This window comes from Brevundimonas sp. G8, from assembly GCF_902506205.1.
Taxonomy (GTDB): domain Bacteria; phylum Pseudomonadota; class Alphaproteobacteria; order Caulobacterales; family Caulobacteraceae; genus Brevundimonas.
The window spans coordinates 2,030,998-2,056,605 of record NZ_LR732816.1 but is presented as its reverse complement, the minus strand read 5'-3'; the positions used below and the strand labels follow the sequence as shown (position 1 = coordinate 2,056,605).

At 69.2% G+C, this 25,608-nt stretch carries 24 protein-coding genes and 1 other RNA gene; 8 read left to right on the top strand and 17 right to left on the bottom strand.

Annotation, left to right across the window (positions count from 1 at the left end; translation table 11 throughout):
- Positions 1-1,050, bottom strand: coding sequence for an A/G-specific adenine glycosylase (mutY, locus tag CHRYSEO8AT_RS10060; RefSeq protein ID WP_159849654.1), 1,050 nt, complete (start codon positions 1,048-1,050; stop codon positions 1-3).
- A 20-nt stretch (positions 1,051-1,070) separates the two neighbouring features.
- Between mutY and CHRYSEO8AT_RS10055 the strand changes: the two genes are divergently transcribed.
- The 5 genes from CHRYSEO8AT_RS10055 (at position 1,071) to CHRYSEO8AT_RS10035 (ending at position 6,851) form a co-directional block, all read left to right on the top strand.
- Positions 1,071-1,622 (top strand): DUF721 domain-containing protein, encoded by a 552-nt coding sequence (locus CHRYSEO8AT_RS10055; RefSeq protein ID WP_159849652.1) that lies wholly within the window; start codon positions 1,071-1,073, stop codon positions 1,620-1,622.
- A gap of 96 nt (positions 1,623-1,718) precedes the next feature.
- A complete protein-coding gene (locus tag CHRYSEO8AT_RS10050; protein ID WP_159849650.1) occupies positions 1,719-2,363 on the top strand; it encodes a DsbA family protein in 645 nt (214 codons plus the stop codon).
- 4 nt (positions 2,364-2,367) lie between these two features.
- Positions 2,368-2,979 carry a thioredoxin domain-containing protein gene (locus tag CHRYSEO8AT_RS10045; RefSeq protein WP_236547500.1) on the top strand — a complete coding sequence of 204 codons (612 nt, stop codon included), beginning with the start codon at positions 2,368-2,370 and terminating at the stop codon, positions 2,977-2,979.
- A gap of 12 nt (positions 2,980-2,991) precedes the next feature.
- Entirely contained in the window at positions 2,992-6,429 is a 3,438-nt protein-coding gene (gene smc, locus CHRYSEO8AT_RS10040) for a chromosome segregation protein SMC (RefSeq protein ID WP_159849646.1), read from the top strand.
- The gene (locus CHRYSEO8AT_RS10035) at positions 6,426-6,851 is read left to right on the top strand and encodes a surface-adhesin E family protein (RefSeq protein ID WP_159849644.1); all 426 of its coding nucleotides are present in this window, start codon (positions 6,426-6,428) and stop codon (positions 6,849-6,851) included. The genes smc and CHRYSEO8AT_RS10035 overlap by 4 nt, the downstream gene beginning before the upstream one ends.
- Here CHRYSEO8AT_RS10035 and CHRYSEO8AT_RS10030 read toward each other — a convergent pair.
- The 12 genes from CHRYSEO8AT_RS10030 to rnpB all read right to left on the bottom strand — a co-directional run bounded on the left by CHRYSEO8AT_RS10030 (position 6,820) and on the right by rnpB (position 20,548).
- Positions 6,820-7,965 (bottom strand): mechanosensitive ion channel family protein, encoded by a 1,146-nt coding sequence (locus CHRYSEO8AT_RS10030; protein WP_159849642.1) that lies wholly within the window; start codon positions 7,963-7,965, stop codon positions 6,820-6,822. The two genes, CHRYSEO8AT_RS10035 and CHRYSEO8AT_RS10030, sit on opposite strands and share 32 nt — an antisense overlap.
- 76 nt (positions 7,966-8,041) lie before the next feature.
- On the bottom strand, positions 8,042-9,130 hold the full coding sequence (murG, locus tag CHRYSEO8AT_RS10025; protein WP_159849640.1) for an undecaprenyldiphospho-muramoylpentapeptide beta-N-acetylglucosaminyltransferase: 1,089 nt from the start codon (positions 9,128-9,130) through the stop codon (positions 8,042-8,044).
- Positions 9,131-9,496: 366 nt separating this feature from the next.
- Complete coding sequence (locus CHRYSEO8AT_RS10020; RefSeq protein ID WP_135194971.1) at positions 9,497-10,675, bottom strand: putative peptidoglycan glycosyltransferase FtsW; 1,179 nt, start codon at positions 10,673-10,675, stop codon at positions 9,497-9,499.
- Positions 10,672-12,060: a UDP-N-acetylmuramoyl-L-alanine--D-glutamate ligase gene (murD, locus tag CHRYSEO8AT_RS10015; protein ID WP_159849638.1), complete on the bottom strand. Its 1,389-nt coding sequence runs from the start codon at positions 12,058-12,060 to the stop codon at positions 10,672-10,674. The genes CHRYSEO8AT_RS10020 and murD overlap by 4 nt, the downstream gene beginning before the upstream one ends.
- 4 nt (positions 12,061-12,064) lie before the next feature.
- Entirely contained in the window at positions 12,065-13,174 is a 1,110-nt protein-coding gene (gene mraY, locus CHRYSEO8AT_RS10010) for a phospho-N-acetylmuramoyl-pentapeptide-transferase (RefSeq protein WP_159849636.1), read from the bottom strand.
- Positions 13,175-13,183: 9 nt separating this feature from the next.
- Positions 13,184-14,602 carry a UDP-N-acetylmuramoyl-tripeptide--D-alanyl-D-alanine ligase gene (gene murF, locus CHRYSEO8AT_RS10005; RefSeq protein WP_159849634.1) on the bottom strand — a complete coding sequence of 473 codons (1,419 nt, stop codon included), beginning with the start codon at positions 14,600-14,602 and terminating at the stop codon, positions 13,184-13,186.
- The gene (locus CHRYSEO8AT_RS10000; RefSeq protein WP_159849632.1) at positions 14,595-16,058 is read right to left on the bottom strand and encodes a UDP-N-acetylmuramoyl-L-alanyl-D-glutamate--2,6-diaminopimelate ligase; all 1,464 of its coding nucleotides are present in this window, start codon (positions 16,056-16,058) and stop codon (positions 14,595-14,597) included. The genes murF and CHRYSEO8AT_RS10000 overlap by 8 nt, the downstream gene beginning before the upstream one ends.
- Positions 16,055-17,827, bottom strand: coding sequence for a penicillin-binding protein 2 (locus CHRYSEO8AT_RS09995; protein ID WP_159849630.1), 1,773 nt, complete (start codon positions 17,825-17,827; stop codon positions 16,055-16,057). The genes CHRYSEO8AT_RS10000 and CHRYSEO8AT_RS09995 overlap by 4 nt, the downstream gene beginning before the upstream one ends.
- Positions 17,824-18,267 carry a cell division protein gene (locus CHRYSEO8AT_RS09990; protein ID WP_159849628.1) on the bottom strand — a complete coding sequence of 148 codons (444 nt, stop codon included), beginning with the start codon at positions 18,265-18,267 and terminating at the stop codon, positions 17,824-17,826. The genes CHRYSEO8AT_RS09995 and CHRYSEO8AT_RS09990 overlap by 4 nt, the downstream gene beginning before the upstream one ends.
- Positions 18,264-19,229, bottom strand: a complete 966-nt coding sequence (gene rsmH / locus CHRYSEO8AT_RS09985; protein ID WP_159849626.1) for a 16S rRNA (cytosine(1402)-N(4))-methyltransferase RsmH — start codon at positions 19,227-19,229, stop codon at positions 18,264-18,266. The genes CHRYSEO8AT_RS09990 and rsmH overlap by 4 nt, the downstream gene beginning before the upstream one ends.
- Complete coding sequence (locus tag CHRYSEO8AT_RS09980; protein ID WP_159849624.1) at positions 19,226-19,702, bottom strand: division/cell wall cluster transcriptional repressor MraZ; 477 nt, start codon at positions 19,700-19,702, stop codon at positions 19,226-19,228. Before CHRYSEO8AT_RS09980 ends, rsmH begins: the two co-directional genes overlap by 4 nt.
- A 455-nt stretch (positions 19,703-20,157) precedes the next feature.
- An RNA gene (gene rnpB, locus CHRYSEO8AT_RS09975) (RNase P RNA component class A) lies at positions 20,158-20,548 on the bottom strand.
- A gap of 78 nt (positions 20,549-20,626) precedes the next feature.
- Between rnpB and CHRYSEO8AT_RS09970 the strand changes: the two genes are divergently transcribed.
- Both CHRYSEO8AT_RS09970 and CHRYSEO8AT_RS09965 read left to right on the top strand, forming a co-directional pair.
- Positions 20,627-20,824: a hypothetical protein gene (locus tag CHRYSEO8AT_RS09970; RefSeq protein ID WP_159849621.1), complete on the top strand. Its 198-nt coding sequence runs from the start codon at positions 20,627-20,629 to the stop codon at positions 20,822-20,824.
- Complete coding sequence (locus CHRYSEO8AT_RS09965) at positions 20,825-21,121, top strand: type II toxin-antitoxin system RelE/ParE family toxin (protein WP_159849619.1); 297 nt, start codon at positions 20,825-20,827, stop codon at positions 21,119-21,121.
- Here CHRYSEO8AT_RS09965 and CHRYSEO8AT_RS09960 read toward each other — a convergent pair.
- The 3 genes from CHRYSEO8AT_RS09960 to sppA form a co-directional block, all read right to left on the bottom strand.
- On the bottom strand, positions 21,118-21,879 hold the full coding sequence (locus CHRYSEO8AT_RS09960) for an N-acetylmuramoyl-L-alanine amidase (protein WP_159849617.1): 762 nt from the start codon (positions 21,877-21,879) through the stop codon (positions 21,118-21,120). The two genes, CHRYSEO8AT_RS09965 and CHRYSEO8AT_RS09960, sit on opposite strands and share 4 nt — an antisense overlap.
- A 13-nt stretch (positions 21,880-21,892) precedes the next feature.
- Complete coding sequence (locus tag CHRYSEO8AT_RS09955) at positions 21,893-22,216, bottom strand: hypothetical protein (RefSeq protein ID WP_159849615.1); 324 nt, start codon at positions 22,214-22,216, stop codon at positions 21,893-21,895.
- A gap of 105 nt (positions 22,217-22,321) precedes the next feature.
- Complete coding sequence (gene sppA, locus CHRYSEO8AT_RS09950; protein ID WP_159849613.1) at positions 22,322-24,100, bottom strand: signal peptide peptidase SppA; 1,779 nt, start codon at positions 24,098-24,100, stop codon at positions 22,322-22,324.
- A gap of 224 nt (positions 24,101-24,324) precedes the next feature.
- Here sppA and panD point away from each other — a divergent pair, with 224 nt between their 5' ends.
- A complete protein-coding gene (panD, locus tag CHRYSEO8AT_RS09945; RefSeq protein ID WP_159849611.1) occupies positions 24,325-24,678 on the top strand; it encodes an aspartate 1-decarboxylase in 354 nt (117 codons plus the stop codon).
- 125 nt (positions 24,679-24,803) lie between these two features.
- Here the strand turns inward: panD and CHRYSEO8AT_RS09940 are convergent, their stop codons facing one another.
- A complete protein-coding gene (locus tag CHRYSEO8AT_RS09940; RefSeq protein WP_159849609.1) occupies positions 24,804-25,595 on the bottom strand; it encodes an SIMPL domain-containing protein in 792 nt (263 codons plus the stop codon).
- Positions 25,596-25,608: the final 13 nt, after the last annotated feature.

Below are 25,608 nucleotides of genomic sequence, written 5' to 3'. Positions count from 1 at the left end.
CTATGTGAAAAGATCTGGCGCGCTCGCCCGATCCAGCGCCTTGGCGAACACCGTGGGCAGGGCCGCCCGCGCCGCCTCGACCGGCATCCAACGCCAGGGGCTTGCCGTCTCGCCGCGCGCCGTCATCACCGTCAGGGTCAGGCTGAAGTGGGTGAAGACATGTTCGACCGCCCCCGCCTCGCGCCACTCGGCCTCTATCGGCGCCGCTCCTGACGGCGCGTCCGTCGTCCAGTCGCTGGTCGGCAGACCCAGCATTCCGCCCAGCAGCCCCTTGTCCGGCCGCGTCTCCACCGCGACCCGCCCCTGATCGTCGACCAGCACATAGGCTGCACCCCGCCGGTGCGGCCGATCCGCCTTCTTGGTCTTGAGCGGAAACCGCGTCGGTTCGCCGCTCGCCAAACCCAGACATTCGCTCGCCACGGGACAGACCCCGCACGAGGGCGACTTGGGCCGACATACCGTCGCGCCCAGGTCCATCAGCGCCTGCGCCCAGTCCCCCGGCCGCTCGTCTGTGATGAACAGGCCCGCCAAACGCTTCAGTTCGGGCCGAGCGGCCGGGACCGGCGTCTCGACCGCGAACAACCGCGCCATGACCCGCTCGACATTGCCATCCACCACATTGGCGGCACGGTCGAAGGCGATGGAGGCTACGGCCGCGGCCGTATAGGCGCCCACCCCCGGCAGGGCCAGCAGGGTGGCCTCCGTATTCGGGAAGACCCCGCCATGCTCGCCCGCCACCGCTCGCGCACAGGCCAGCAGATTGCGGGCGCGGGCGTAGTAGCCGAGCCCCGCCCAGGCCCCCATCACCTCCGCATCCTCGGCCGCCGCCAAGTCCGAGACTTTAGGCCACCGCGTGGTGAAGGCGTGGAAATAGGGCGTCGCATGCGGCACGGTCGTCTGCTGCAGCATGACCTCCGACAACCAGACACGGTAAGGCTCGGTCCGCGCCGCGCCCACGGCCGCCCGCCACGGCAGGCTGCGCGCATGGGCGTCGTACCAGGCCAGCAGGTCGGATCGGATCAGGTCTATGTCGGGAGAGACGTCGGGCATCGGTCGGGCTATATAGACCCATGCGCCGCACGCTGCCCACAGACGCCGAGGTCCGCGAGATCCTGTCTCGCCGCCGCACCCGTCCGGTCCCCCGGCCGGCGCCGCGCGCGGGCAAGGCGCTGACGCCCCTGATCAAAAAGCTGGACGAACAGTTCGGACGCGGCGCCGGCGCGCTGGAGCCCCGCTGGCGCGAGATCGTCGGCGACCGCCTGGCCCGCGTCACCCGCCCCCAGAAACTGACCAAGGGCAAGGGCGGCCAACCCGGCGTGCTGGAGCTGCGCGTCGCCGGCGCCGCCGCCCTGCTGATCCAGCACCAGTCGGAAGACATCCTGGCCCGCGTCAATCTGTTCCTGGGCGCCGGAACGGTCGATCGCCTGCGCATCGCCCAGGGGCCGGTCGCCCCGCTGAAAGAGGCCGCCTCGCGCCCCAAACGCAGCGCCAAGCCCCCGCCCCTGCCCGCCCAGGCCGAGGCCGATCTCGCCGCCTCCATCGCCTCCGCCCCCGACGATCTGCGCGCCGCCCTGGCCCGGCTGGGCCGCGTCGCGCTTTCCCGCACCGACAGGCAGGATTGACAAAACTTCGCCGCACCTGTTCTCGACTAGTCTGGGGTTGCGCCGTTCCGGGGGAATCGCGCCACCATTCGCCAACGATCCGATCAAGGAAGTCCCATGGCCGACACTGAATCCCGCTTCGTCCGCATGAGCCGTCGTGCGGCCATCACCGGCGCCGCCCTGGCGACCATGGCTCTGGCCGCGTGCGGCGGTGGATCCAAGGGTGCGGCCGAGGGCGACATGGGCCTGGGCGCGCCGGAAGGAGCCAAGGTCACCGTGGTCGAATACGCCTCGGTCACCTGCCCCCATTGCGCCCTGTGGCAGAAGAACACCTGGCCGGCGTTCAAGGCCAAATACGTGGACACCAACAAGGTCCGCTACATCTTCCGCGAACTGCCGACCCCGCCGGTCGACGCCGCCACCGCCGGCTTCCTGATCGCGCGCTGCGCCGGTCCGGACAAGTATTTCGACGTCGTCCACCAGTTGATGGCCACCCAGCAGGAGATGCTGACGTCCTCGCCGCGCGAGTGGCTGCTGCGCACCGCCCAGGCGGCCGGCATGTCAGAGCAGCAGTTCAACGACTGCGTCACCGACAAGGACGCCGTCGCCGCCATGGAGAAGCGCGTCCAGGCCGCCCGCACCCAGGGCGTGACCGGCACCCCGGCCTTCTACGTCAACGACACCCAGGTCATCTCGCCCGGCGGCGAGGGCGCCAGCCTGGCCGACCTGTCCACCGCCATCGACGCGGCTCTGGCCAAGTAAGATGATGCGACGCGCCCTCCTCGCCGTTTCGTTCGCCGTCGCCGCCATGACCACAGGTCTAGCTGCGCCTGCGTTCGCCGCCGATGCGCCCCCGCCCGTCACGGCCCAGGACCATGTCCTGGGTCGCGCGGACGCGCCGGTGACGGTGATCGAATACGCGTCCTTCACCTGCTCGCACTGCGCGGACTTCCACAACACCGTGCTGCCGGCCTTCAAGGCCAAATACATCGACACGGGCAAGGTCCGGCTGGTGCACCGCAACCTGCCGACCCAGCCGGCCAATGTCGCCGCAGCCGCTGCCGCAGTGGCCCTGTGCGCTGCGCCAGAGCGCTATTTCGAGGTGGCGGCCGTCTTCATGCGCGATCAGGCCAATCTGCAGACCACGGGGCCTCAGCCCTGGTTCGCGGCCGGCATCGCCGCCAGCGGCAAGACGCGCGAGCAGATCGAGACCTGCCTCGAAGGCCCGACCATCCGCGCGGCCCTGGACGCCCAGATCGAGGGCGCGCGCGCGGCCGGCGTCACCGGCACGCCCAGCTTTTTCGTCAACGGGACCGCCGTCGTCGATCATTCGCTGGACGCCCTGTCGGCCGCCATCGACCCGTTGCTGCGCCCTTAGTCCGCCAGGACGATGCAGTTCCAGCGCCTCCGGCTCGTCGGCTTCAAGTCGTTCGTCGACCCGGCGGAGGTGCATATTGAATCCGGCCTGACCGGCGTGGTCGGCCCCAACGGCTGTGGCAAGTCCAACGTCCTTGAAGGCCTGCGCTGGGTCATGGGGGCCAACTCGGCCAAGGCCATGCGCGGTCAGGGCATGGACGACGTCATCTTCGCCGGCGCGGCGGGCCGTCCCCCACGCAGCCACGCCGAAGTCAGCCTGACCATCGACAATGCGCAACGCCGCGCGCCCCAACCCTTTACCGACAGCCCCATGCTGGAGGTGTCGCGCCGCATCGACCGCGGCCAGGGCTCGACCTATCGGATCAACGGCAAGGAGGTCCGCGCGCGGGATGTCCAGCTGCTGTTCGCCGACGCCTCGACCGGCGCCAACTCGCCCGCCCTGGTTCGTCAGGGACAGATCAGCGAGCTGATCGCCGCCAAGCCGCAGAACCGCAGGCGCATCCTGGAAGAAGCGGGCGGCGTCGCCGGCCTGCACACCCGCCGCCATGAGGCCGAGCTGCGGCTCAAGGCCGCCGAGACCAATCTGGAACGGCTGGACGACATCGGTCGCGAGCTGGAGACGGCGCTGAACCGGCTGAAGCGCGAAGCCCGCCAGGCCGAGAAGTACAAGAAAATCTCCGCTGAGATCCGCGCGCTTCAGGCCGCCCTGCTCTACGTGCGCTGGAATGATGCGCGGCTGGCTGCCGAGGCCTCAGCCGAAGAGTTGCGCGACGCCGACCGCGCCGTCGCCGACACCACGACCGCATCCGCCGCCGCCCAGACGGCCGCCCTTGCCACTCAGGAAGCCCTGAAGCCTGCGCGCGAGGAAGACGCCGTCGCCTCGGCCCTGCTGCACCGCGCCAGCCTGGAGCGTGACCGGCTCGACATGGCCGAACAGGCCGCCCGCGCCGAGGTGGACCGGCTCAAGGCCGAAGCCGCCCGCATCGCCGCCGATGTCGAGCGTGAAACCAACATGGCCGCCGACGCCCAGCGTGAACTGGACCGGCTGGACCACGAACTGACCCGGCTGAAGGCCGAGATCGCCGCCGCCCCCGAACGCGGCCCCGAACTGGACAAGGCCCTGACCGCCGCCGAGGACGCCCGCAAGGCCGCCGACGGCGAGGTCGAACGTCTGGCCGGGACGCTCGCCGCCGTCGAGGCCCGCGCCAATGCCGAGACGGCGCGCAAGCGCGACGCCGAGACCCGGCTGGCCCGCGTCACCGGCCAGCACGATCAGGCCAGGCGCGAACGCGAGGCCCTGGGTCCGCTGGAGACGCCCGAGCTGGATACCGCCCGTCAGGCGCTGGAGACCGCCCAGGCCGAGCTGACCGCCGCCCGCGATGCCGTCGAGGCGGCCGAGGCGACACGCGGCGACCTGGCCCGCACCGAACAAGACGCCCGCACCGCCGCCCGCGCCGCCGAGGACCGGCTGGGCCGGCTCCAGACCGAGGCGCGCGGCCTGGCCCAGTTACTGGTCACCGGCAAACGCGACCATCCCCCGGCTCTGGACAAGGTACGCGCCGACAAGGGCTATGAGGCCGCCCTCGCCGCCGCCCTGGGCGACGATCTGGACGCGGCGCTGGACGCCCGCGCCGCCGCCTATTGGGGCGGGGCTGAAACGCCCTCGCCGTCTTGGCCCGCCGGCGTCACGCCCCTGTCCGACCACGTTCAAGCGCCGGATCAACTGACCGCGCGCCTCGCCCTTTGCGGGGTCGCACCCAAGGCCGACGCGACGCGGCTCGCCCAGGCCCTGCCGCCCGGCGCGCGCCTGGTGACGACCGAGGGCGACCTCTATCGCTGGGACGGGTTCGTCAGCCGCGCCGAGGCGCCGCGCCCCGCCGCCGTCCGCCTGGCCCAGCGCACGCGGCTGGCCGAGCTGGAGGCCGAGATCGACAAGGGCCGACCCGCCCTGGATCAGGCCCAGACCGCCCAGAAAGCCGCCACAGACGCCTTCCGCGCCGCCGAGGAGGCGGTGAAGACCGCCCGCCTCAGGCCCTTCGCCGCCGACAAGGCCGTGACCGCCGCCCGCGACCGCGTCGAGACTCTGGCCCGCGACCAGGCCCGCCGCGAGGCCCGCGCCCAGGCCCTGGACGACACCGTGGCCCGCCTGGCGGCCGAGGTGGCCGAGGCTCAGGCCGCTCTGGACGCCGCCCAGACCAGGGACGCCCCGTCCGAGACCGTGTCGGGCCTGCGCGACGACCTTACCGCCGCCCGCGCCGCCGCTGATGTCGCCCGCCTCGCCGCCCAGACCGCCCGCTCGGATCGTGACGCCGAGGCGCGCGACCGCCAGGGCCGCGAACAGCGACTGGGCAGCCTGACCCGCGCCCGCGAGGGCTGGGTCACGCGGTCCAGGGACAGCGCCGCCCGCGTCGCCGCCCTGGGCAAGGACGCGGACAAGACCGCCGCGCAGCTGTTACAGGCCGAGGTCGCACCCCAGGGCTTCGCCGAACAGCGTGGCAAACTGCTGGACACGCTGACCGCCGCCGAACAGAGGAAACAGGCGTCGTCCGACGCCATGGCCGTGGCCGAGACCGAGGCGACCGACGCCGACCGCGCGTCGCGCGCCGCCGAGACCGCAGCGTCGCAGGCCCGCGAGGCCCGCGCCGGCCTGTCCGCCCGCGCCGAGGCCGCCGCCGAGAAGCTGACCGAGGCCGAGACCACTCTGCGCGAAACGGCCCAGATGTCACCGGACGACCTGGGCCGCAAGCTGACCGACGACGCCATCGCCCGCCCGCCCGACGCGGCGGGCGCCGAGAGCCTGCTGTACGGGCTGGAGCGCGAACGCGAGGCCCTGGGCGCCGTCAACCTGCGCGCCGAGGATGAGGCCGTCGAATACGGCGACCGGCTGAACAGCATGAAGTCGGAAAGGATCGACCTGACCCAGGCGATCGCCAAGCTGCGCGACGGCATCGACGAGCTGAACGCCGAGGGGCGCGAGCGGCTGGTCGCCGCCTTCGACGTCATCAACGCCAACTTCAAGAGCCTGTTCGAGGCCCTGTTCGGCGGCGGCCAGGCCGAACTGAAACTTGTCGAGAGCGACGACCCGCTGGAGGCGGGGCTGGAAATCTACGCCTGCCCGCCCGGCAAGCGGCTGTCGGTCATGAGCCTGATGAGCGGCGGCGAGCAGGCCTTGACGGCGGCGGCGCTGATCTTCGGCGTCTTCCTGGCCAACCCGGCCCCGGTCTGCGTGCTGGACGAGGTGGACGCGCCGCTGGACGACGCCAACGTCGACCGCTTCTGCCGCATGCTGCACGAGATGCGCAGCCGCACCGACACCCGCTTCGTCGTCATCACCCACAACCCCGTGACCATGAGCCGGATGGACCGACTGTACGGCGTCACCATGCCCGAACGCGGCATGAGCCAGCTGGTCAGCGTGGATCTGCATCAGGCGGAGACCTTGGTCGCATGATCGCCCTGCTGCTGGCCTTGCTGCCGACGGGGGCCGATCCCCAACTGGTCCCCACAGGCGTGGGACGGTTCGCAATCTATGCCGATGTCGCCTCCATCGAACGCGAGGGCGATGTGGCGCGGATGCGGGAGCTGCAGGTGACGGAGACGGGATTCAAGGTCGGGGACGTGGTCTATGTCGGGGGCTGGTCGCGCTGGGCGTTCGATTGTCGGGCCATGACGGCGGATCGGCTGGACTTCTCCTCCTTGAGGGCGGACGGGACCGAAGGGCCGGCGACGGCCGACCCGGCCCCGGCATACGCCGCCGCGCCGGGCGGGGATGCGGCGGAACTGCTGGCCATCGCCTGCGCGGCCGAGCGGCCCGCCGAGACCCTGTCACTGGACGAGGCGATCAGGCGAGGACAGGCGGGTCTGGCCGACTAATCGGCCCATCGGCGGCCTTGTCCGAGCCTTGCGGCCACTCGATGCGATCGCGCGGCAGGGCCTCGCGGCAGTCGTCGCGCATGAAGGCCATCAGCTTCTCGCGAATCTCGCAGCGCAGGTCGAAGGCGACGCCGGCGGAGCGGGCGCTGGCCAGGCAGCGGACCTGAAGCACGCGTTCGGTGATGTCGGTCACCTGCATCACCTGGACGTCGCCGTCCCAGTGTTTGGAGGCCTTGACGATACCCTCGTAGGCGGTGCGCAGCCTGTCGATCGGCGCCTCGTAGTCGACGTAGAAGAAGGCCACGCCGATCAGGCGGGCGTTCTCTCGGGTCCAGTTCTGGAACGGCGTGGTGATGAAATAGGACAGGGGCAGCACCATCCGGCGCCAGTCCCACAGCTTGACCACCACATAGGTCGCCGTGATCTCCTCGACATTGCCCCACTCATTCTCGACGATGACGGCGTCGTCCAGGCGGATGGGCTGGGTCAGGGCGATCTGGATGCCGGCGACCATATTGGTCAGGATCGGCTGAAGCGCCAGGCCGGCGATGATGCCGACGACCCCGGCCGAGGCCAGCAGGCTGACGCCCCATTGGCGGAAGCTGGCGATGGTCATCAGGGCCAGACCGACGGTGACGATGAACAGGACGACCTTGGCCACCCGCTGCAGGATGCGGGTCTGGGTCAGGTGCTTCCTGGCCAGCAGATTGTCCTCGACGGCGATGTTGTACCGCTTCAGGTGCATCACGGACCACATGTCGAGCACACCCGACGCCAGCCAGCCCAGGGTCAGGACGAACAGGAACTGCAGGATGTTGCGGATGTCCTGGGACGGGCCCGGATCCATGGGCGAGACGGTCACGCCGATGCCGATGCCGATGATGATGATCAGCACGCGCAGCTTGATCCGGGCGCGCTCGACCACGCCGCGCCAGAAGACGTCCTTGTTCCTGACCACCCGGCGCAGGATGGCGAAGACGATCTTGTGCGTCAGCCAGCCGCCGCCGACGAAGACCAGCAGGACCAGCACGACGACCGCCCACTCGGGCAGCCAGTCGAAGCGGTGCCACAGGGCGCGAATCTGGCGGGTGACGGCGATGATTTCGGGAGGCATGGGCTTCCTAACGCGTCAGGGCCGAGAGGGTTGAGGTCTCCTCCCTATCGCGAAGCGATGGGGAGGAGACGAGATGTCACCGCCCCGCCGTGGCCTCGACCAGATCGGCCAGGCGTTGTGCCGCGTCGGGGATGGCGACGGAGCGGGCGGCGGCGGACATGGCGGATAGGCGCGTCGGGTCCGACAGGAGGGCCGCCAGGGTCGAGGCCAGGCGGTCGACGGTCAGGTCGTCTTCCAGAATGACCTCGGCCGCGCCGGCGTCGGTCAGGGCCTTGGCGTTCAGGCGCTGGTGGTCGTCGGTGGCGATCTTCAGCGGGATCAGGACGGACGGCAGGGCCGCCACCGCCAGCTCGGCGCAGGTCGAGGCGCCGGAACGCCCCACCACCAGATGCGCCCTGGACAGCCGCTCGGCCATGTCGCGGAAGAAGGGGGCGACCTCGGCCTCGATCCCGGCTTCCAGATAGATCTGGCGGGCGGCCTCCAGCGTCTCGGGCCGTGACTGCTGCTGCACCTTCAGGCGACGGCGCAGGGCCTCGGGTAATGCGGCCAAGGCGCGGGGCGTGGTCTCGGACAGGATGCGGGCGCCCTGACTACCGCCGGTCACCAGCACATGGACGGGGCCGTTGTCGGCAGGGGCGATATAGGGGCGGTCGAACAGGGCGCGGATTTCGGCGCGCACCGGCGAGCCGACGACATGGGAGCGGCCCTGGACCTTGGCCGGCGCCCGCTCCAGCGTCGGAAAGGACGAGGCGACCTGGCCGACGTAGGGGGCCAAGATGCGGTTGGTGCGACCCAGGACCGCGTTCTGTTCGTGGATGACGGTCGGGCGCTGGGACGTGACGGCCGCGACCAGGGCCGGGGCGGACGGATAGCCGCCGAAGCCCACCACTACGTCGGCACCCAGCCGGTCGAAGGCCGTGCGCGCCTGGACCACGCCCTTGAAGATGGCGACGCCCGCCTTGATCAGGCCCAGCGGGCCGGAGCCGGTGGCCGCGTCCAGCGCCAGCCGTTCCTCGGCGGGGAAGGCGTGTGCGTATTGCTCGCCCCTATGATCAGTCGCCAGCACCACCCGCCAGCCGCGCGCCGCCATCTCGCGCGCCAGGGCCTCCGCCGGGAACATATGGCCGCCGGTGCCGCCAGCGGCGACGACGCAGAGCTTGGTCATGGGGCGGCTCCGAAAAAAGAGGGTCTGAATAGTCTGAAACGTCTGAAGTTCAGACGGTGGAGGCGTGAAAAACACCGTCTGAATAGTGAAATTCGTCTGAAATCGGCGGTGGGCGAGTGGGGTCGAGGATGGGTCGGCGACAGGATCGCACGGTTTTGGGGTGTGGTAGGTCGATTGCCCCGAAAAATACATATAACGTTGAAAACGCGCTCTTTTTTCTTCCACCCTATGCTGACTAACCTTCTCGTCATCCTCGCCCTTGTGGCGAGGATCCATACGCCCGGTATCGACCGAAAGAGTCCGAGCGGGCGAAGCGGAGTCTATGGATCCTAGGCACAAGGCCTAGGATGACGGAATTCTAGTGAACTACAGCAACCGCCGCCGTCTTCCCGGCAGGCTGGCGCCCGGTTCGTAGGCGCCAGGGCGGCGGCGGGTGAGGGCCAGGGCGAAGCCCATGGTCAGGCCCATGGCCAGCATGGACGAGCCGCCGTAGCTGATGAAGGGCAGGGTCATGCCCTTGGTCGGGATCAGGTTCAGGTTCACCGCCACATTGATGCAGGCCTGAAGCCCGATCAGCATGAACAGGCCCGCCGCCGCCGTCTGCTCGAACGGGTCGGTCAGCTTCATCGCCCGGCGCATGCCCCGGATGACGATGAAGGCGTAGAGGCCGATCATGATCAGGCTGAGGATCAGGCCGAACTCCTCGGCGCCGACGGAATAGATGAAGTCGGTGTGCAGGTCGGGGACGCGGCGTTTCATAACGCCCTCGCCGATGCCCCGGCCCAGCAAGCCACCGGCGCGGATGGCCTCGGATGCGCTATCGATCTGATGGGTGTCGGTGGTCTCGGGCGAGAAGAAGCGGCTGAGGCGGTCGCGCATGTGGCCGAAGACGAAATACAGCGACACCAGCCCCGCCATGCCCGCGCTGGCCAGGACCGCCATCCATTTGAACGGCACGCCCGCCATGAAGAAGACGGCCATGAAGGTGGTGGTGATCAGCAGGGTCTGGCCGATGTCGGGCTGGATCAGCAAGAGCGACACCGTCAGGGCGTAGAACCCAAACGCTATGGTGACGCCGGGCACCCCCTGCCCTTTCTGCGCCTCGGCGAACATCCAGGCGGCGAAGACGATCAGGCCGGGCTTGGCGAACTCGGACGGTTGCAGGCTGAACGGGCCGAAGTTCACCCAGCGGGCGGCGCCCTTCACCGTGTCGCCGATGAACGGCAGGGCCATCATCACCAGGATGGCGCCGAACAGGGCCAGGACGGCGATGCGGCGCACCCCGCGCGGCGACAGCAGGGAGCTGGTCAGCATCAGGCTGAGGCCCAGGCCCGAGAAGACCATCATCCGCCAGGAATAGTGGAAGGGGTCGGTGATCGATTCGTCGGCCAAGATGGCGGCAGGGCTGGAGGCGAAGCTGAGCGCCACGCCAAGACCCATCAGCGCCAGGGCCGCGCCCAGCAGGCCGCGATCCACGGTCCAGAACCACTGGGCGACGTGGCTCTGGTCGTTGCGCGAGAAGGCGGGGGTGTAGGGGGCGCTCATGACGCGGTTTCCGGGACGGCCCCGAGGGCCAGGACGGCGGCGCGGAAGGCTTCGCCCCGCGCCTCGAAGTCGGGATACTGGTCGAAGCTGGCGCAGGCGGGGGATAGCAGGACGATCTGGTCGCCGCCTGCGGATGCGGCGTCGGCGGCGGCTGCGGCGACAGCGTCGTCCAGGGTTCGGGCGATGACGTGGGGGGTGTCGGCCAGCGTCGTGGCGAAGGCCTCGGCCGCCTCTCCGATCAGATAGGCTTTGGTCACGCGGAGGAAGAGGTCGGCCAGATCGTCAATGCCGCCGGCCTTTGGCACGCCGCCCGCGATCCAGAAGACGCAGGGATAGGAAGCGAGAGCCTGACGCGCGGCGTCGGCGTTGGTGGCCTTGGAGTCGTTGATGAAGCGGACCGAGCCGAGGCGGCCGACTGCCTCCAAGCGGTGGGCCAGGCCGGGGAAGGACAGCAGGCCGGCGACGGCGGCGTCATGGGATATGCCCAGGGCGCGGGCGGTCGCATAGGCGAAGGCGGCGTTCTGGGCGTTGTGACGGCCGGGCAGCGAGCGGGCGGCGGCGAGGTCGGCGATCGATTCGCCGTCTTTCAGAATAACGCCGGGCTGCGCGACATAGCCTTCTCCCCTCGGGGGAGAAGGATTGGTGGAGATGGTGATCACACGCTGGGACAGTTGTGATGCAATCCCCTGCCCCCAGCTTTCATCCACGCCGACCAGGGCCACCGCGTCCGGTCCCTGGGCCGCGAAGATCCGCGCCTTGGCCGCGACATAGCCCTCCATGCCGCCGTGGCGGTCCAGGTGGTCGGGCGAGATGTTGGTCAGGATGGCGACATCGGGGGCGAAGGTGGTGGTCAGGTCCAGCTGGTAGCTGGAGACCTCGATCACATAGACGGCGTCGGGCGTCTGCGCCGGCAGGGCCAGGACGCCGATGCCGATGTTGCCGCCGACATGGACCGTCAGACCCGCCGATTTCAGCACCCAGCCGATCAGGGCGGTGGTGGTGGACTTGCCGTTGGTGCCGGTGATCGCGACGACGCGGGGGCGCTGCTCTTTCGGCAGGGCGGCCAGGGCGCGGGCGAACAGTTCGATGTCGCCGATGACGGGCACGCCGGCCTCGCGCGCCTTATCGACGCTCCAGTGCGGTTTGGGATGGATCAGGGGTGCGCCGGGCGACAGGACCAGGGCGGCGAAGCCCGACCAGTCGGCCGTGGTCAGATCCTCGACCGCGAAGCCTTCGACCTCGGCCTGCATCCGGCCCGAGACGCCGTCGTCCCACAGGATGGGGATGGCGCCACCGGCCTGGAGTGCGCGCGCGGCCGTGATCCCCGACCGTCCCAGGCCGAAGACTGCGACCCGCCTGCCCTCATAGCCGGGAACGGGGATCATCGGATCAACGCAGCTTCAGCGTGGACAGGCCCAGCAGGGCCAGGGCGCCGGCGATGATCCAGAAGCGGATGACGACGGTGGACTCCGGCCAGCCCATCTTCTCGAAATGGTGGTGGACCGGCGCCATCAGGAAGATGCGTTTCTTGGTCAGCTTGTAATAGCCGACCTGGATCATGACCGAAGCGGCCTCGGCGACGAACAGGCCGCCGACGATGCCCAGGACCAGCTCGTGCTTGGTCGTGACGGCGATGGCGCCCAGGGCGCCGCCCAGGGCCAGCGAACCGGTGTCGCCCATGAAGATCTTGGCCGGAGGGGCGTTGTACCAGAGGAAGCCCGCGCCGCCGCCGATCATGGCCGCGCAGAAGATGGCCAGTTCGCCCGCGCCGGGGACGTGGTGGACCTGAAGATACTGGGCGAAGACGAAGTTGCCGGCGAGGTAGGAGATGACCCCGAACGCGCCCGCCGCCATCATCACCGGCACGGTGGCCAGGCCGTCCAGACCGTCGGTCAGGTTCACCGCATTGGAGAAGCCGACGATGGTGAAGGCCGCGAACGCCACATAGAACCAGCCGATGTTCAGCAGCACGGCCTTGAAGAACGGAAACGCGATCGAGGTCTCAAGCCCCGGCGAGGTCGGCGACACGGTCATCCACAGCACAGTCAGGACGCCGGCGACGACGGCCACGACCGTCTGGGCCAGCAGCTTCTGCTTCGAGGTCAGGCCGGCCGAGGTCTGTTTGGTCACCTTGGCGTAGTCGTCGATGAAGCCCAGCACGCCGAAGGCCGCCGTCACGAAACTGACGATCCAGATGTAGGGATTGGTCAGGTCGCCCCACAGGAAGACCGCCACGCCGATGCCGGCGAGGATCATCAGCCCGCCCATGGTGGGGGTGCCGACCTTGGACAGGTGCGAAACGGGGCCGTCGTCGCGGATCGGCTGGCCCCGGCCCTGTTTGGTGCGGATCCAGTTGATGAAGCGGCTGCCCATGGCGACGGCGACGATCATGGCCGTGGCCATGGCCAGGGCGACGCGCACCGTCTGGTACTGGACCAGGTTCAGCAGCGGATACTGGTGCGCCACGTCGGCGTAATAGAGATACAGAAGGTAGAACATTCTCGTTCCCTATCGCGTCGCGGGCGGCGTGTCGCGGCCTTGAAGATCGGCCAGGGCTTTCGCCACCAGCGACGCCTTGGACCCGTTAGAGCCCTTGACCATGACGACGTCGCCAGGCGCGACCAGAAGCGCCGCCTCGGTCGCCAGTTCCGACGCCGTCGCGCGCCAGACGCCGCGTCGCGAGGCCGGCAGGGCGTCGTAGAGCCAGCGCATCTCGGGACCGGCGGCGTGGACCAGGTCCAGCCCGGCGGCGTCGATGGGGCCGGCCAGGCCTTCGTGCAGGTCGCGGCTCTGGTCGCCCAGTTCCAGCATGTCGGTCAGCACCACCACGCGGCGGCCCGAGACGCTGCGCGCGCCCAGGGTCTTGAACCCGGCGGCCATGGACAGAGGATTGGCGTTGTAGCTTTCGTCGATCAGGGTGAAGTCGCCGCCGGCCAGGGTGACGGTGCGCGTCTGGCCACGTCCCGCCAGCGGCTGGAACCCGGCAAGAGCTTGCAAGCCCGTATCCAGCGACACGTCCAGCGCGTCGAGCATCAAGAGGACGCACAGGCTGTTCAGGCCCCAGTGGGCGCCGGACTGGGCCAGACGGTAGTCGATGCGCCGCCCGAACAGTTCGGCGGCGACGGAGGCGCCCTCGGCGTCCGCGCGGAAATCCAGCAGGCGTGCGTCATGGCCGGCGTCCGAGCCAAAGGTCAGCAGGCGGGCGCCGACGGCCTGAGCCGAATCGCGCAGCACGCCGAAGAAGGCGGCGTCGCCGTTCGCCACGGCTGCGCCGCCGGGGACCAGGCCCTGGAAGATTGACGCCTTCTCGCGCGCGACGCCGGCCTCGCCGTCGGCGAAGGCCTCGATATGGACCGGGCCGACAGTGGTGACGCAGGCGGCGTGGGGGGCGACGAAGCGTGACAGGGGCGCGATCTCGCCCGGCGCATTCATGCCGATCTCGAACACGGCGCGCTGGGTCTCGACCGGCATCCGGGCCAGGGTCAGGGGCACGCCGATATGGTTATTGTAGCTCTTGATCGAGCCGTGGGCGGGTCCGGCGAGGTCGAGGCCGGCCTTGATGGCTTGAGTGACGCTGGTCTTGCCGACGCTGCCGGTGACGGCGCCGCGCTTCACATGGGGCGCGCGCTCGCGGGCGGCGACGCCCAGGGCTTCCAGGCCGTGCAGGGTATCGGGGACGACGACACAGGCGCCGCCCTCGACCGGGTGGTCGACCAGAGCGGTCGCGGCGCCGGCGGCGAAGGCGGCGGAGGCGAACTCATGCCCGTCGCGTGCGCCCTTCAGCGCCAGGAAAAGGTCGCCGGGGAAGATCTCGCGACTGTTGTAGGTCACGCCCGTGATGGGGCGGTCGTCGCCATGCAGCACGCCACCCGTGGCGGCGGCGACTTCGGCGGCCGACCAGAGCGGGCGGGCGGATGTATCAGGCATTCAAAGACAGGGCCTCGGACGCGACGGTGGCGTCGTCGAAGGGGTGGGTCACGCCCGCGACGATCTGACCCTGTTCATGCCCTTTTCCGGCGATGACCACCACATCCCCGTCGCGCATCATTTCGACGGCGGCCTCGATGGCCGCGCGACGGTCGCCGATCTCGATGGCGTCGGGACATCCGGCGCGAACCTGGGCGCGGATGGCGGCGGGATCTTCCGAACGCGGATTGTCGTCGGTGACGATGGCGACGTCGGCCAGACGCCCGGCGATGGCGCCCATCAGGAGCCGCTTGCCGCGATCCCGGTCGCCGCCGGCGCCGAACACAACGATCAGACGGCCGGTCGCGTGGGGACGCAGGGCGTTCAGCACCGTCTCCAGACCGTCGGGGGTGTGGGCGTAGTCGACATAGACCTCGCCGCCGCGTCCGGCGTCATTGGCGCCGATGCGCTGCAGGCGGCCCTGGGCGCCGGTCAGGCCTTCCAGCGCGCCGATCACGGCGTCGGCGGGATCGCCGGCCGCGATGCACAGCCCCGCCGCCACCAGGGCGTTGGAGGCCTGGAAGGCGCCGGCCAGCGGCAGCAGGATCTCATGCACCTGGCCGCGCACGTCCAGGGTCAGACGCTGGCCCTCCGGCGTCGCGCGACGGCCGATCAGGGCCAGATCGCGCCCGCGTTCGCCCACGCCCATCACGCCCAGGCCCGCCATGATCGAGGCCGAGGCGAAGGCGGAATAGGCATCGGAATCGGCGTTCAGAACGGCGGTGCGGCCGCGCGGCAGCAGGGTCTCGAACAGGCGCATCTTGGCGGCGCGATAGTCCTCCATCGTGCCGTGATAATCGAGGTGGTCCTGGGTCAGGTTGGTGAAGGCGGCGGCCTTCAGCGCCACCCCGTCCAGCCGGCGCTGGTCGATGCCGTGCGACGAGGCCTCAAGCGCGACATGGGTCACGTCCTTGGCGGCCAGCTCGGCCATCAGGCGCGCGGCCTCGGCGGCGTCGGGGCTGGTCAGGCCGGGGCCGGTCAGGGCGTAGGTCTTGGCGCCCTTCTGGCCGATGACGCCCAGGGTGCCCATGCTGGCCGACTTGTGGCCCACGCCGGCCCAGATCTGGCGGCAGAAGGTGGCGACCGAAGTCTTGCCGTTGGTGCCGGTCACGGCGACGCAGGTCTTGGGCTGGACTCCGTAGAAGCCGCGCGCGGCGATGGCGTAGGCCCGGCGCACGTCGCCCGAGGTGACCAGGACCGGCGCGGCGCCGTCCGGCGTATCGGTCGGGGCCAGGACCGCCGCGGCGCCTTGCGCCAAGGCCTGCGGGATGAAGGCGCGGCCGTCGGCGGCCGTGCCCGGCAGGGCGACGAACAGGGCGCCGGGGGCGACCTTGCGGCTGTCAGCGGTCACGCCGGTGATGATGGGATCGCTGGACACGTCGCGGCGCAGCAGGTCGGACAGGTGAAGGGCGCTCACAGGCCGTCCCCCGCCACGTCCTGATACTCGGGCACTTTTTCGCCCAAGGCCGTGCGCCAGCGGTCCTCGCGGCGTTCGACGCCCAGGAAGCCGGCGATGCGGTCGGCGATGTTCTTCACGGCCGGTGCGGCGACATAGGCGCCGGTCTTGGGATAGGCACCCGGCTCATCCATGACGATCAGGATGGCGTAGCGTTTGCCGTTCAGCGGCCCATCGACGGGGAAGACCGCCGCGAAGGAGCCCAGGGCGTGGCTGGGATCGTAGCGACCGTTGACCAGCTTGTTGGCCGAGCCGGTCTTGCCCCCGACCCGCAGACCCGGCGCGTCGGCGAAACCGCCCGAACCCTTGACGACGTTGCGACGCAGCAGATCCAAGATGGTGCGCGAGGTTTCCTCGGTGACGACCTGCTGGGGCTGCGCGCCGCGCGCGCCGCCCTTGCGCAGGCTCAGCGGGATCATGCGCCCGCCGTTGGTCAGGGCGCCCATGGCCTGAACCATCTGGGCCGGGGTGATCATGATGCCGTAGCCGAACGACAGGGAGGCCAGGGTGGAGTTGTCCCAGCGACGCGGCACGACCGGCTTGGCCGATTCCTTCAGCTCGATGGTTGAGGCGTCCAGCAGGCCCAGGCGGCGGAAATAATCCCGCATCGTGTCCGGCCCCATCTGCACCGCCAGTTGCGAGGTGCCGATGTTGGAGGAGTGCAGATAGACTTCTTCCAGGGTCATCACGCGGTTCTGGGCGTGGAAGTCCTTGATCTTGCGATCGCCGATCTGGAAGGCCTGGGAGGCGTCGAACAGGGTGTTCATGTCGGCGCGGCCGGTGTCGAGACCGGCGGCGACGGTGAAGGTCTTGAAGACCGAACCCATCTCGTAGTGACCCGAGACGGCGCGGTTCAGCGTCGCGCCGTCGGGCGCGGCATTGCGGTTTGACGAGTTGAAGGTCGGCCAGCTGGCCATGCCCAGGACTTCGCCGGTCTGGACATCGGTGACGATGCCGACGGCGCCCTTGGCCTGGGCCTTGATGGCGGCGGCGGCCAGTTCGTTTTCCAGCACGCCCTGGACGCGCAGGTCGATGGACAGGGGGAAGCTTTCGCCTCGCTGACCCGCCGCACGGATTTCGTCGTTGAAGGCCAGTTCGGCGCCGGACACGCCCCGCCCGCCTGTGTCGGCGTCGCCGATCAGGTGAACCGCCGAGGTGCCCAGCGGATAGGCGCGGCGGTCTTCGGGTTCGAACGTCACCCCACCCAGGGCCAGGTCGTGGACGGCGGCCTTTTCCTGAGGCGTCAGGCCGGTCAGGGCGATCAGCCGGCGCTCGCCGCCCAGCAAGCGCTTAAGCCGCTCGGCGGAAATGCGCGGCAGGGCGCGGCGGATCTGGCGATAGGCCAGGTCGCGATCCCAGATCTGGGCCGGGTCGATATAGAGGCCGTAGTGGACGATGTTGGTGGCCAGCAGTTCGCCGTTGCGATCCGTCAGATCGCCTCGCACCAGTGCGTTCGGATTGACGCCCGAGCCGCGCCCGTTCGCCTCTGCGAACAGGGCCTTGTACGAGGCGCCGACGGCCAGGGCGCCGAAGACGCAGGAAAAGACGATCAGGATCAGGAAGATGCGGACTCGCGTGTCCTCTTCCGGACGAGCGTCGGCGCGGGCGCGTTCGAAGCCGTGCTCCAGACGCCAGACGGTTTCCGACAGCCAACGCCAGAACGGCGACAGCCGGCCCTGAAGATCGACGCCGGGCGCGGGGCGGTGATAGCGGTGGTCCTGAACGCTCATCGCGCCGTCTCCGGTGCGGGGGCGGCGTCGTCCGCGACGGCGGGGGTCGCAGCGGGGGCGACGACGGCGGCCGCCGGTGCGGTCGGGACCGACACGGGCTTCAGCTCGGTCAGCTGGGCTTCCTTGGCCTGACGATGCACGTCCACAGGGGCCATGCCGATCTGACGCGACAGGCTTTCCAGGCGGGCGGGTTGTTCCAGGCGCGCGACCTCGGCGCGCAGCAGGCGGACCCGCTGGCCGTTCTCGCGGATGTCCTGCTCTAGCTGGGCGATGCGGCTGCTCTCGCGCGCCGCCGCCGCCTTGGCCGCATAGACCGACACGATCATGATCGCGACCAGGGCCACGCCGATGATCTCGATCCAGCGCACGCCGCGCACCTTCCAGTCGAACAGGCGCTGAAGGGCGGTGCGGGAATAGGTGAAGAAGGGCGCCGTGGTCATGCGGCCCCACCCGAAATCTTGCCCCATGCCGGGGCGTCGGTGCGGACGGCGGCGCGCAGCTTGGCCGAACGGGCGCGGGGATTGGTCGAACGCTCTTCGTCGCCCGCCTCGCGCGCGCCCTTGAACTGAAGCGTGAAGCTGGGCTTGCGCGGATCGACGGCCATGGGGGCGTGACGCGAGCCGGCGGGGCTGTTGCCCGTACGCTCGGTCATGAAGGCCTTGACGATCCGGTCCTCCAGCGAATGGAAGGTGACGACGGCGAGACGCCCGCCGGGCGCCAGGGTCGCCTCGGCTGCTTCCAGACCGCGCTCCAGTTCGCCCAGTTCATCGTTGACCGCGATGCGCAGGGCCTGAAAGACCCGCGTCGCCGGATGGATCGGCGCGCCGCGACGGCCGCCCAGGGCCTTTTCGACGACTTCGGCCAGATCAAGGGTGCGGGTGAAGGGCTGTTCGACGCGGCGGCGCAGGATGGCGGTGGCGACGCGGCCCGACTGACGCTCTTCGCCATACAGTTTGAAGATATGGGCCAGGGGGCCGTGGTCCCAGCCGTTGACGATGTCGGCGGCGGTCGCCCCGTCGTCTGACATCCGCATGTCCAGCGGCCCGTCGCGCATGAAGGAAAAGCCGCGCTCGGCCTGGTCCAGCTGCATCGACGAGACGCCGATGTCGAAGACGGCGGCGTCCAGATGGGCCTTGCCGCTGTCGGCGAAGGCCTGGGCCAGACCCGAGAAAGGCGTGCGGATCAGTTGGAACTGACCAGGGAAGTCATCGGCGAGGGCGTCGGCGTGCGGCTGGACCGTCGGATCGCGATCTAGGCCAATGACTTGGGCGCCGGTCTTCAGGATGGCGCGGGTATAGCCGCCGGCGCCGAAGGTGGCGTCGATCACGACATCGCCGGGCGCGGGCGCCAGGGCCTCGATCACCTCGGCGAGCAGGACGGGGGCGTGGGGCGCGTCAGTCATGATCCGCCTCCCGCCAGCTTCATCTGGGCCGCCAGCTTCAGGGCGCCGATCTGGGCCATGCCGGCCTTGGCCAGGGCGCGCTGTTCGGCGCGGCGGGCCGCCCACTTCTCGCGCGACCAGATCTGGAACCGGTCGTTCAGGCCGACGATGACGACGGTGTCGTCCAGGCCCGCTTCGTTGCACAGCGCTTCGGGCAGGGTGATGCGGCCGCCCGAATCATAGGCCAGGCGCACCTGCTCGCCCATGACCTGCCACTCCAGCGCCGAACGCTCTTCGGAGCCGAACGGCAGGGCCTCGATCATCTCGGCATAGACGGCGAACAGGCGGTCGCCGCCCGCTTCCAGGCAGTCCGCTTCGATCGAGGGGAAGATGAAGACACCGCCGGCCGCGCCGTTTTCGGTCGTGCGGAAATCATTGGGGATGAGGAGACGGCGCTTGCCGTCCAGCTGCTTCTCGTAGGTCGAGAGAAACACGCCCTGTCCAATCGAGCCCTTCGGCCCGTCCCTAGATGCCCTGGCGAACGCCCGCCGCGCCCGCCTCTCAGCCCCAAATCATGAAGCTGGGATAGCATGGGATCAGATGGGCCTCAATGGGATCGAAGCCAAGATTTAACCATGTTTTGACGTGTGACGACTTAAGCACGCTCGAACAGTCGGAACATACACGGAACAAACAAAGTATTCACAGGCTGTGAAGCGTTCTAACCTTCCTTGAGCAGACAATAGGTTAACGGCCGCAAACCTGCGGGACCGCTGTCAGAACGCTGAAATGCGGGGATAATCCGAGCTTGGACCAAGGGGGCGTGCAAACCACCGCAGCATCGGCGGGCGGGAAGCCCCACCCAACGGCCCTCAAGTCGGATGAAGGCCGATAGGCCCAGGAAAAATCGGCCTCAAGCAGCGCGAAGCGCGATAGGCCCTCAGAAAAGTATGCCAGACGGCCTGTAAGCCGGGTTTTGTTCCGCTCCGAGGCCGAGGCCTGGATCGGCGACGATCATTCCTCTGGACCGTCCATTGCTGAACGGTTCTCGCGACCTACCCGGACATCTGAGGCGGTGAGCCCCGCGAGGCGAACCCCGCGCGATGTCCCTATTTGGTCTTGCTCCAGGCGGGGCTTGCCATGCCGTCCCTGTTGCCAGGCACGCGGTGGGCTCTTACCCCACCCTTTCACCCTTACCGGCCTCGCGAGGCCGGAGGTTTGCTTTCTGTGGCGCTATCCCTCGGGTCGCCCCGGGCGGAAGTTATCCGCCGCCTTTTCACCGTGGAGCCCGGACTTTCCTCGACAAGGGCGAACCCTGCCGCGACCGCCCAGCCGTCTGGCGCGCGCTAGATGCGCCGCCCTGCCGCCGAGGTCAACCAACGGATGCGGCGGCAGGCGAAATGGGCTATGGTCCATGCATGGCCGAACCCGCCTCCAACATCGCTGATCAGGAAAGCGCGGAGCAGCGTGAGCGCCGCCTGACCTGGGAACGTGCGCGCATCGCCGAAGCCGACGCGGACATCGCCGCCTGGCGCGTCATTTCCGGCGACGAAGCCCTGGAATGGCTGGATCGCTGGGCGGCTGGCGAAGACCTCGAAGAACCCAACCTCAGCTGAATGAGCGGCCCTTATCAGGTCATCTTTACCGCTCGAGCGCGCGTCGATCTGCTCGCGGTACGGCGTTGGCTGTATCAGCCCGGCAGCGGCCTGAAGGCGCGCTTGCGATCCGCCCGCATCACGCGCGCCATCGTCGAATTGCAGTTCACGCCGTTCCGATGGCCCGAGAGTCAAACGTCAGGCGTTCGAGAACGCCCCGTCGAGGGCCATCGCATCCTGTATCGGATCGACGATGGGCACCGCACCATTTCGATCATCAGAGTCTTCGGCCCCTTCCAGGACCGCGCGGACCTCTAGTTCAGCACGCCCGTGACGCTCTCAGCGCTGGCGAGTTGGAGCAGGCCGACCAGGCGGGCGCGGGTTTCGCCGTCGGCGACGGCGTCGACGCGGGTCGGCCGCCAGTGACGCTGGAAGGCGCGGACGGCGGTTTCGGTCTCGGCGTCATAGTCGCCGCCGGGTTTCAGCCCATAGCCCAGACGGTGCAGGCCCGCGCGCAGGACCATGGCGCCGATGCCCTGGTCACCCTTTTGCAGCAGGCCGCCCAGGGCCTGGATCCGTTCGGGGGCCGGTTCGAACCACAGGCCATGGCCGGCCTCGGCCAGTTGCTTCCAGGGAAAGAGTTCGCCGGGATCGGTCTTGCGATCCGGCGCCAGGTCGGAATGGGCGATGATGCGGTTGTCTGGAATGCTCCAGCGACTGCGGATGTCGTCGATCAGGGCGATGAGCGCCGCGACCTGGGCCTCTGGAAAGGCGCGGTAGCCGAACTCGTGGCCCGGATTGACTATCTCGATGCCGATGGAGGCGGCGTTGCAGTCGTCCTCGCCCTGCCAGACGCCGCGACCGGCGTGCCAGGCGCGGCGCTCCTCCGGGACCAGCTGGAAGATGCGGCCGTCTTCCTCGACCAGATAGTGGGCCGAGACCTTGGCGTCGGGGTCGCGCAGACGCGCTAAAGCGGCCTCGCCCGTCTGCATGCCCGTATAGTGCAGCACCAGCATGTCGGGCGGCGCACGGCGCGCGTCGAAGTTGGGCGAAGGCGCGTCAATGAAATCGATCATGGGAAGCGCCGGCTCAGCGGCCGTTGCGTTCCCAGCCATAGGCGACCCAGGCGCCGTCCACCTTGTGCGCCTCGATCAGGTCGGGATCGCCGTTGCGGCGGCGCGGGGTCGTGTTGCGACGGGTCCGCATGACCAGGCCGACCAGGAAGACCAGCACGCCAGCGATCAGGGCGATCACGGCCACCGCTGCGGCAGTGACGACGGCCAGCACCGCACCGACGGCCATGGCGCAGACGGCGGCGATCATGCCGGCGACCCACATGACGGAGGCCACGAGGCCGTTGGGACGGCGGCGCGCGGTGAAACCGATGGTGGCGAGACGTTCAGGCTGGAACATGGATCATCCTTTCAGGCGATCCGAGGAACGCCTGACATGCAATGTCGGTCCATCGGGGCCTGCGGTCAATGGACCGCGACGCACGGTCGCGTGCGGCGCGGTCCTTCAGAAGATCGGCTGGTCGGCCAGGACCACCGCGCCCTCGCCGCGCATCCGGTCGCTTTCGACACGGCGCATCACGGCCTGGGCCTGGGGATCGGCCATGACGCCGCCCAGCATGACCAGGGCCTTGGCCGCCTCAGTCTGGACGCCGAACATTTCCGACAGGGCCTCGAACGGCGACTGCTGCTTGGGGAAATGCTTGAAGCGGACGGGCTCGCTGGACGGGATCTTGGCCAGTTCGCGGGCTTTGTTCACCGCCTCGGTGACGCCGCCCAGCTGATCGACCAGGCCTAGAGGCAGGGCCTGGGCTCCGGTCCAGACGCGGCCCTTGGCGATTTCGCGCACGCGGTCGGGCGACAGTTTGCGGCCCGTCGCGACGCGGGCGATGAAGTCGTCGTAGATCCGGTCCATCGAGCCGGAGAAGGCCGCGCGCTGCTCCGGCGTGAACTCCTGCGTCGGCGAAAAGGCGTCGGCGTACGGGCCGCCCACCGTCAGCTCGCGCATGTCGACGCCGAACCGGCCCAGCGCGTCTGCCAGCACGAACTTGCCGCCGAACACGCCGATCGAGCCGGTCAGGGTCGAGGGCTGGGCCACGATCCAGTCGGCCTCCGAACTGACCCAGTAACCGCCCGAGGCGGCGTAGGCGCCCATGGACACCACCACCGGCTTGCCCGCCGCGCGCGCCGCGCGCACGGCGGCCAGGATCTGTTCCGAGGCCTCGGGCGAGCCGCCGGGCGACGAGACGCGGAAGACGATGGCCTTTACGCTCTTGTCCTCGATGGCGTCGTAGATGGCCTCGGCCGTGTCGTCGGAGTGGATCGAGGAACCGCCGCCGAAGCTTCCGCCGCCGCCGCGGCCGGTGACGATGGCCCCCTCCCCGCCGACGATGGCGATGGCGTTCTTGCCGGAGCCGGTGCGCTCACCCTGCTGGCTGGCGTATTTGCCGAACTCGACGATCTCGGCGCCCTTGCCGGCGCGCGCCTTGACGGCGATCTCGGCCTCTTCGACCTGGCCAACCTTGTCGATCAGGCGGTTGGCCAAGGCTTGCGGCGCCGAATAGGGACCGGCCTCGATGATCGTCTTCAGCGCCGGCGCCGTGGTCTTGCGATCCCTGGCGGCGTTGGCCAGGGCGCTGTCGTAGATGGACGTCATCCAGGCGGTCATCGCCTCGCGGTGCGGGCCGGTATAGTCGCTCTGGGTGTATTCGTTGACGGCGTTCTTATACTCGTAGCGCTGTTCGAAGTTCGGTTTGACGCCGTATTTCTCGAAGGCGCGCCCCAGGAACAGGCTGTCGGCCGAGAAGCCCGTGGCCTGGAAGCCGGCTGTGTTCTGCATCCACAGTTCGGACGCCGAGGCCCCGACCATATAGGTGGACATCACCGCGCCCGACGGCGCGAAGCCCTGGCTGTGGGCGATGACCGGCTTGCCCGAGTTGCGGAAGCGATGGATGGCCTGGCGCAGTTCGTCGGCGGTCGCGGGCGTCATGCCGCTTTCCGGCAGGCGGATCAGCAGGGCCTTGACGCTCTTGTCGCCCTGGGCCTGATGCAGGCCGTCCACGACCTGGGTCAGGGCCAGTCCCGAACCGCCGAAGGCGGCGAACGGATTGGACGACGGCTGGTCGCTGATGCCGCCGCGCAGATCCAGTTCCAGCACCGTGTTCGCCGGCGTCGTCGGCTTGGACGACGAGGCGATGGCGACGGTCAGCAGCACCACGGGAATGACGACGACGAACAGGATCAACCCGGTGAAGACACCAAGGACCGTCAGGAAGAATTGCTTCATCGGATTAGGAAACGCGCGCTCGCAGGCCGGAAATGGCCGCGCCAGCATAGGGGGCCGTGGGCCGTCGTCAAATGAAGCTCGCGCAATATGCCCGCAACCGCCCGTTCGCACCCGCAACCCGTTTGCTGCGGCGCGGCGCCCCGATTGATGCGGGGCTCGGAAATCCCTATATGAGCGTCCTGAGAGCGAGGGCCTGCGCCCCGCGTATATTTGGAGACCGGGCGATGCTGGTCACCCTGATGAAGTCCAAGCTGCACCGTGCGACGGTGACCCAGGCCGATCTCGACTATGAGGGATCGATCGCCATCGACATGGACCTGCTGGACGCGGCGGGCATCTATCCGCACGAACAGGTCGATGTGCTGAACATCACCAATGGCGCGCGCTTCACCACCTACGCCATCGAGGCCCCGCGCGGCTCGCGCGTGATCGGCGTCAACGGCGCCGCCGCCCGCCTCGTCCAGAAGAACGACAAGGTGATCGTGGTCACCTATGGCCAGATGCCCCAGGAAGAAGCCCGCCAGTGGAACCCGAACGTGGTCCTGCTGGACGACGCCAACGAGATCAAACACGCCTAGCCGCGTCTCCTCCCCACCTCGTGGGGAGGGGGACCGCGAAGCGGTGGAGGGGCTCTCAGCGCCCCACCGAACAACAAAAAGGCCCGCCGTCGCCGGCGGGCCTTTCTTCGTTTCCGCCGATCAGATCAGCGGGCGATGTCGTAGACGCCCGTGATGTCGATCCGCACCGTCAGTTCGCCGGCGGCGACCGGGGTGCTTTCGGCGCGGTCCATCGACATGGCGCGGGCGGCGAACATCGGCATCGGCGGCTGGGGCGTATAGCCGCCGCCTTCGGTCAGGTTGCGAATGCCCGACAGCTGGACGTTCAGCGACTGGGCGTACAGCTGGGCCTTGGCCTGCAGGTTGCGCACGGCCAGCTGGCGCGCCTGGTTCTCGGCCGCCGTCGGATCCTTCAGGCCGAAGCTGATGCCGTCGATCTGGTTGACGCCGGCGGCGACCACGGCGTCGGCCGTCGTGCCGACCTTGGTCAGGTCGTTGATGACCACCGTCACGCGGTTGACCGCCTGATAGCCGCGCAGCTTGGGTGGTTCGTTCTGTACATAGTCATATTGCGCCGACAGGTTCAGGCCCGAGGTCTGGATGTCGCGCTCTGCGATGCCGGCGCGGCGCAGGGCGGCGACGACGCGCGTCATCTGCGTGGCGTTGTCGCGCATGGCTTCCTGAGCGGTGACCGCCTCGGTCTGGACGCCGAAGGTGATGGTGGCCATGTCGGGCGCGGCCTTGACCTCGCCATAGGCCGACAGGTTCAGGGACGGCGCGGGTTGCATCATGTGCATGGCTCCCATCGAGGGTTCAGCGGTCTGGGCCATCGCGCGCGGCGTGGCGGCGGCCAGGAAGGCGGCGGCGGCGACGGCTCCACCCATTGCCAGGGTCTTGAAGGACACGGCTTTCATCGGGGCGGCCAGTGTGCGGGTCATGCGGTCTTCTCCG

Excerpts from the sequence above, each read along its gene's own strand:
- mutY (WP_159849654.1), bottom strand. The coding sequence starts at position 1,050 with ATGCCCGACGTCTCTCCCGACATAGACCTGATCCGATCCGACCTGCTG.
- CHRYSEO8AT_RS10055 (WP_159849652.1), top strand. The coding sequence starts at position 1,071 with ATGCGCCGCACGCTGCCCACAGACGCCGAGGTCCGCGAGATCCTGTCT.
- CHRYSEO8AT_RS10050 (WP_159849650.1), top strand. The coding sequence starts at position 1,719 with ATGGCCGACACTGAATCCCGCTTCGTCCGCATGAGCCGTCGTGCGGCC.
- CHRYSEO8AT_RS10045 (WP_236547500.1), top strand. The coding sequence starts at position 2,368 with ATGCGACGCGCCCTCCTCGCCGTTTCGTTCGCCGTCGCCGCCATGACC.
- smc (WP_159849646.1), top strand. The coding sequence starts at position 2,992 with ATGCAGTTCCAGCGCCTCCGGCTCGTCGGCTTCAAGTCGTTCGTCGAC.
- CHRYSEO8AT_RS10035 (WP_159849644.1), top strand. The coding sequence starts at position 6,426 with ATGATCGCCCTGCTGCTGGCCTTGCTGCCGACGGGGGCCGATCCCCAA.
- CHRYSEO8AT_RS10030 (WP_159849642.1), bottom strand. The coding sequence starts at position 7,965 with ATGCCTCCCGAAATCATCGCCGTCACCCGCCAGATTCGCGCCCTGTGG.
- murG (WP_159849640.1), bottom strand. The coding sequence starts at position 9,130 with ATGACCAAGCTCTGCGTCGTCGCCGCTGGCGGCACCGGCGGCCATATG.
- CHRYSEO8AT_RS10020 (WP_135194971.1), bottom strand. The coding sequence starts at position 10,675 with ATGAGCGCCCCCTACACCCCCGCCTTCTCGCGCAACGACCAGAGCCAC.
- murD (WP_159849638.1), bottom strand. The coding sequence starts at position 12,060 with ATGATCCCCGTTCCCGGCTATGAGGGCAGGCGGGTCGCAGTCTTCGGC.
- mraY (WP_159849636.1), bottom strand. The coding sequence starts at position 13,174 with ATGTTCTACCTTCTGTATCTCTATTACGCCGACGTGGCGCACCAGTAT.
- murF (WP_159849634.1), bottom strand. The coding sequence starts at position 14,602 with ATGCCTGATACATCCGCCCGCCCGCTCTGGTCGGCCGCCGAAGTCGCC.
- CHRYSEO8AT_RS09995 (WP_159849630.1), bottom strand. The coding sequence starts at position 17,827 with ATGAGCGTTCAGGACCACCGCTATCACCGCCCCGCGCCCGGCGTCGAT.
- CHRYSEO8AT_RS09990 (WP_159849628.1), bottom strand. The coding sequence starts at position 18,267 with ATGACCACGGCGCCCTTCTTCACCTATTCCCGCACCGCCCTTCAGCGC.
- rsmH (WP_159849626.1), bottom strand. The coding sequence starts at position 19,229 with ATGACTGACGCGCCCCACGCCCCCGTCCTGCTCGCCGAGGTGATCGAG.
- CHRYSEO8AT_RS09970 (WP_159849621.1), top strand. The coding sequence starts at position 20,627 with ATGGCCGAACCCGCCTCCAACATCGCTGATCAGGAAAGCGCGGAGCAG.
- CHRYSEO8AT_RS09965 (WP_159849619.1), top strand. The coding sequence starts at position 20,825 with ATGAGCGGCCCTTATCAGGTCATCTTTACCGCTCGAGCGCGCGTCGAT.
- CHRYSEO8AT_RS09960 (WP_159849617.1), bottom strand. The coding sequence starts at position 21,879 with ATGATCGATTTCATTGACGCGCCTTCGCCCAACTTCGACGCGCGCCGT.
- CHRYSEO8AT_RS09955 (WP_159849615.1), bottom strand. The coding sequence starts at position 22,216 with ATGTTCCAGCCTGAACGTCTCGCCACCATCGGTTTCACCGCGCGCCGC.
- sppA (WP_159849613.1), bottom strand. The coding sequence starts at position 24,100 with ATGAAGCAATTCTTCCTGACGGTCCTTGGTGTCTTCACCGGGTTGATC.
- panD (WP_159849611.1), top strand. The coding sequence starts at position 24,325 with ATGCTGGTCACCCTGATGAAGTCCAAGCTGCACCGTGCGACGGTGACC.
- CHRYSEO8AT_RS09940 (WP_159849609.1), bottom strand. The coding sequence starts at position 25,595 with ATGACCCGCACACTGGCCGCCCCGATGAAAGCCGTGTCCTTCAAGACC.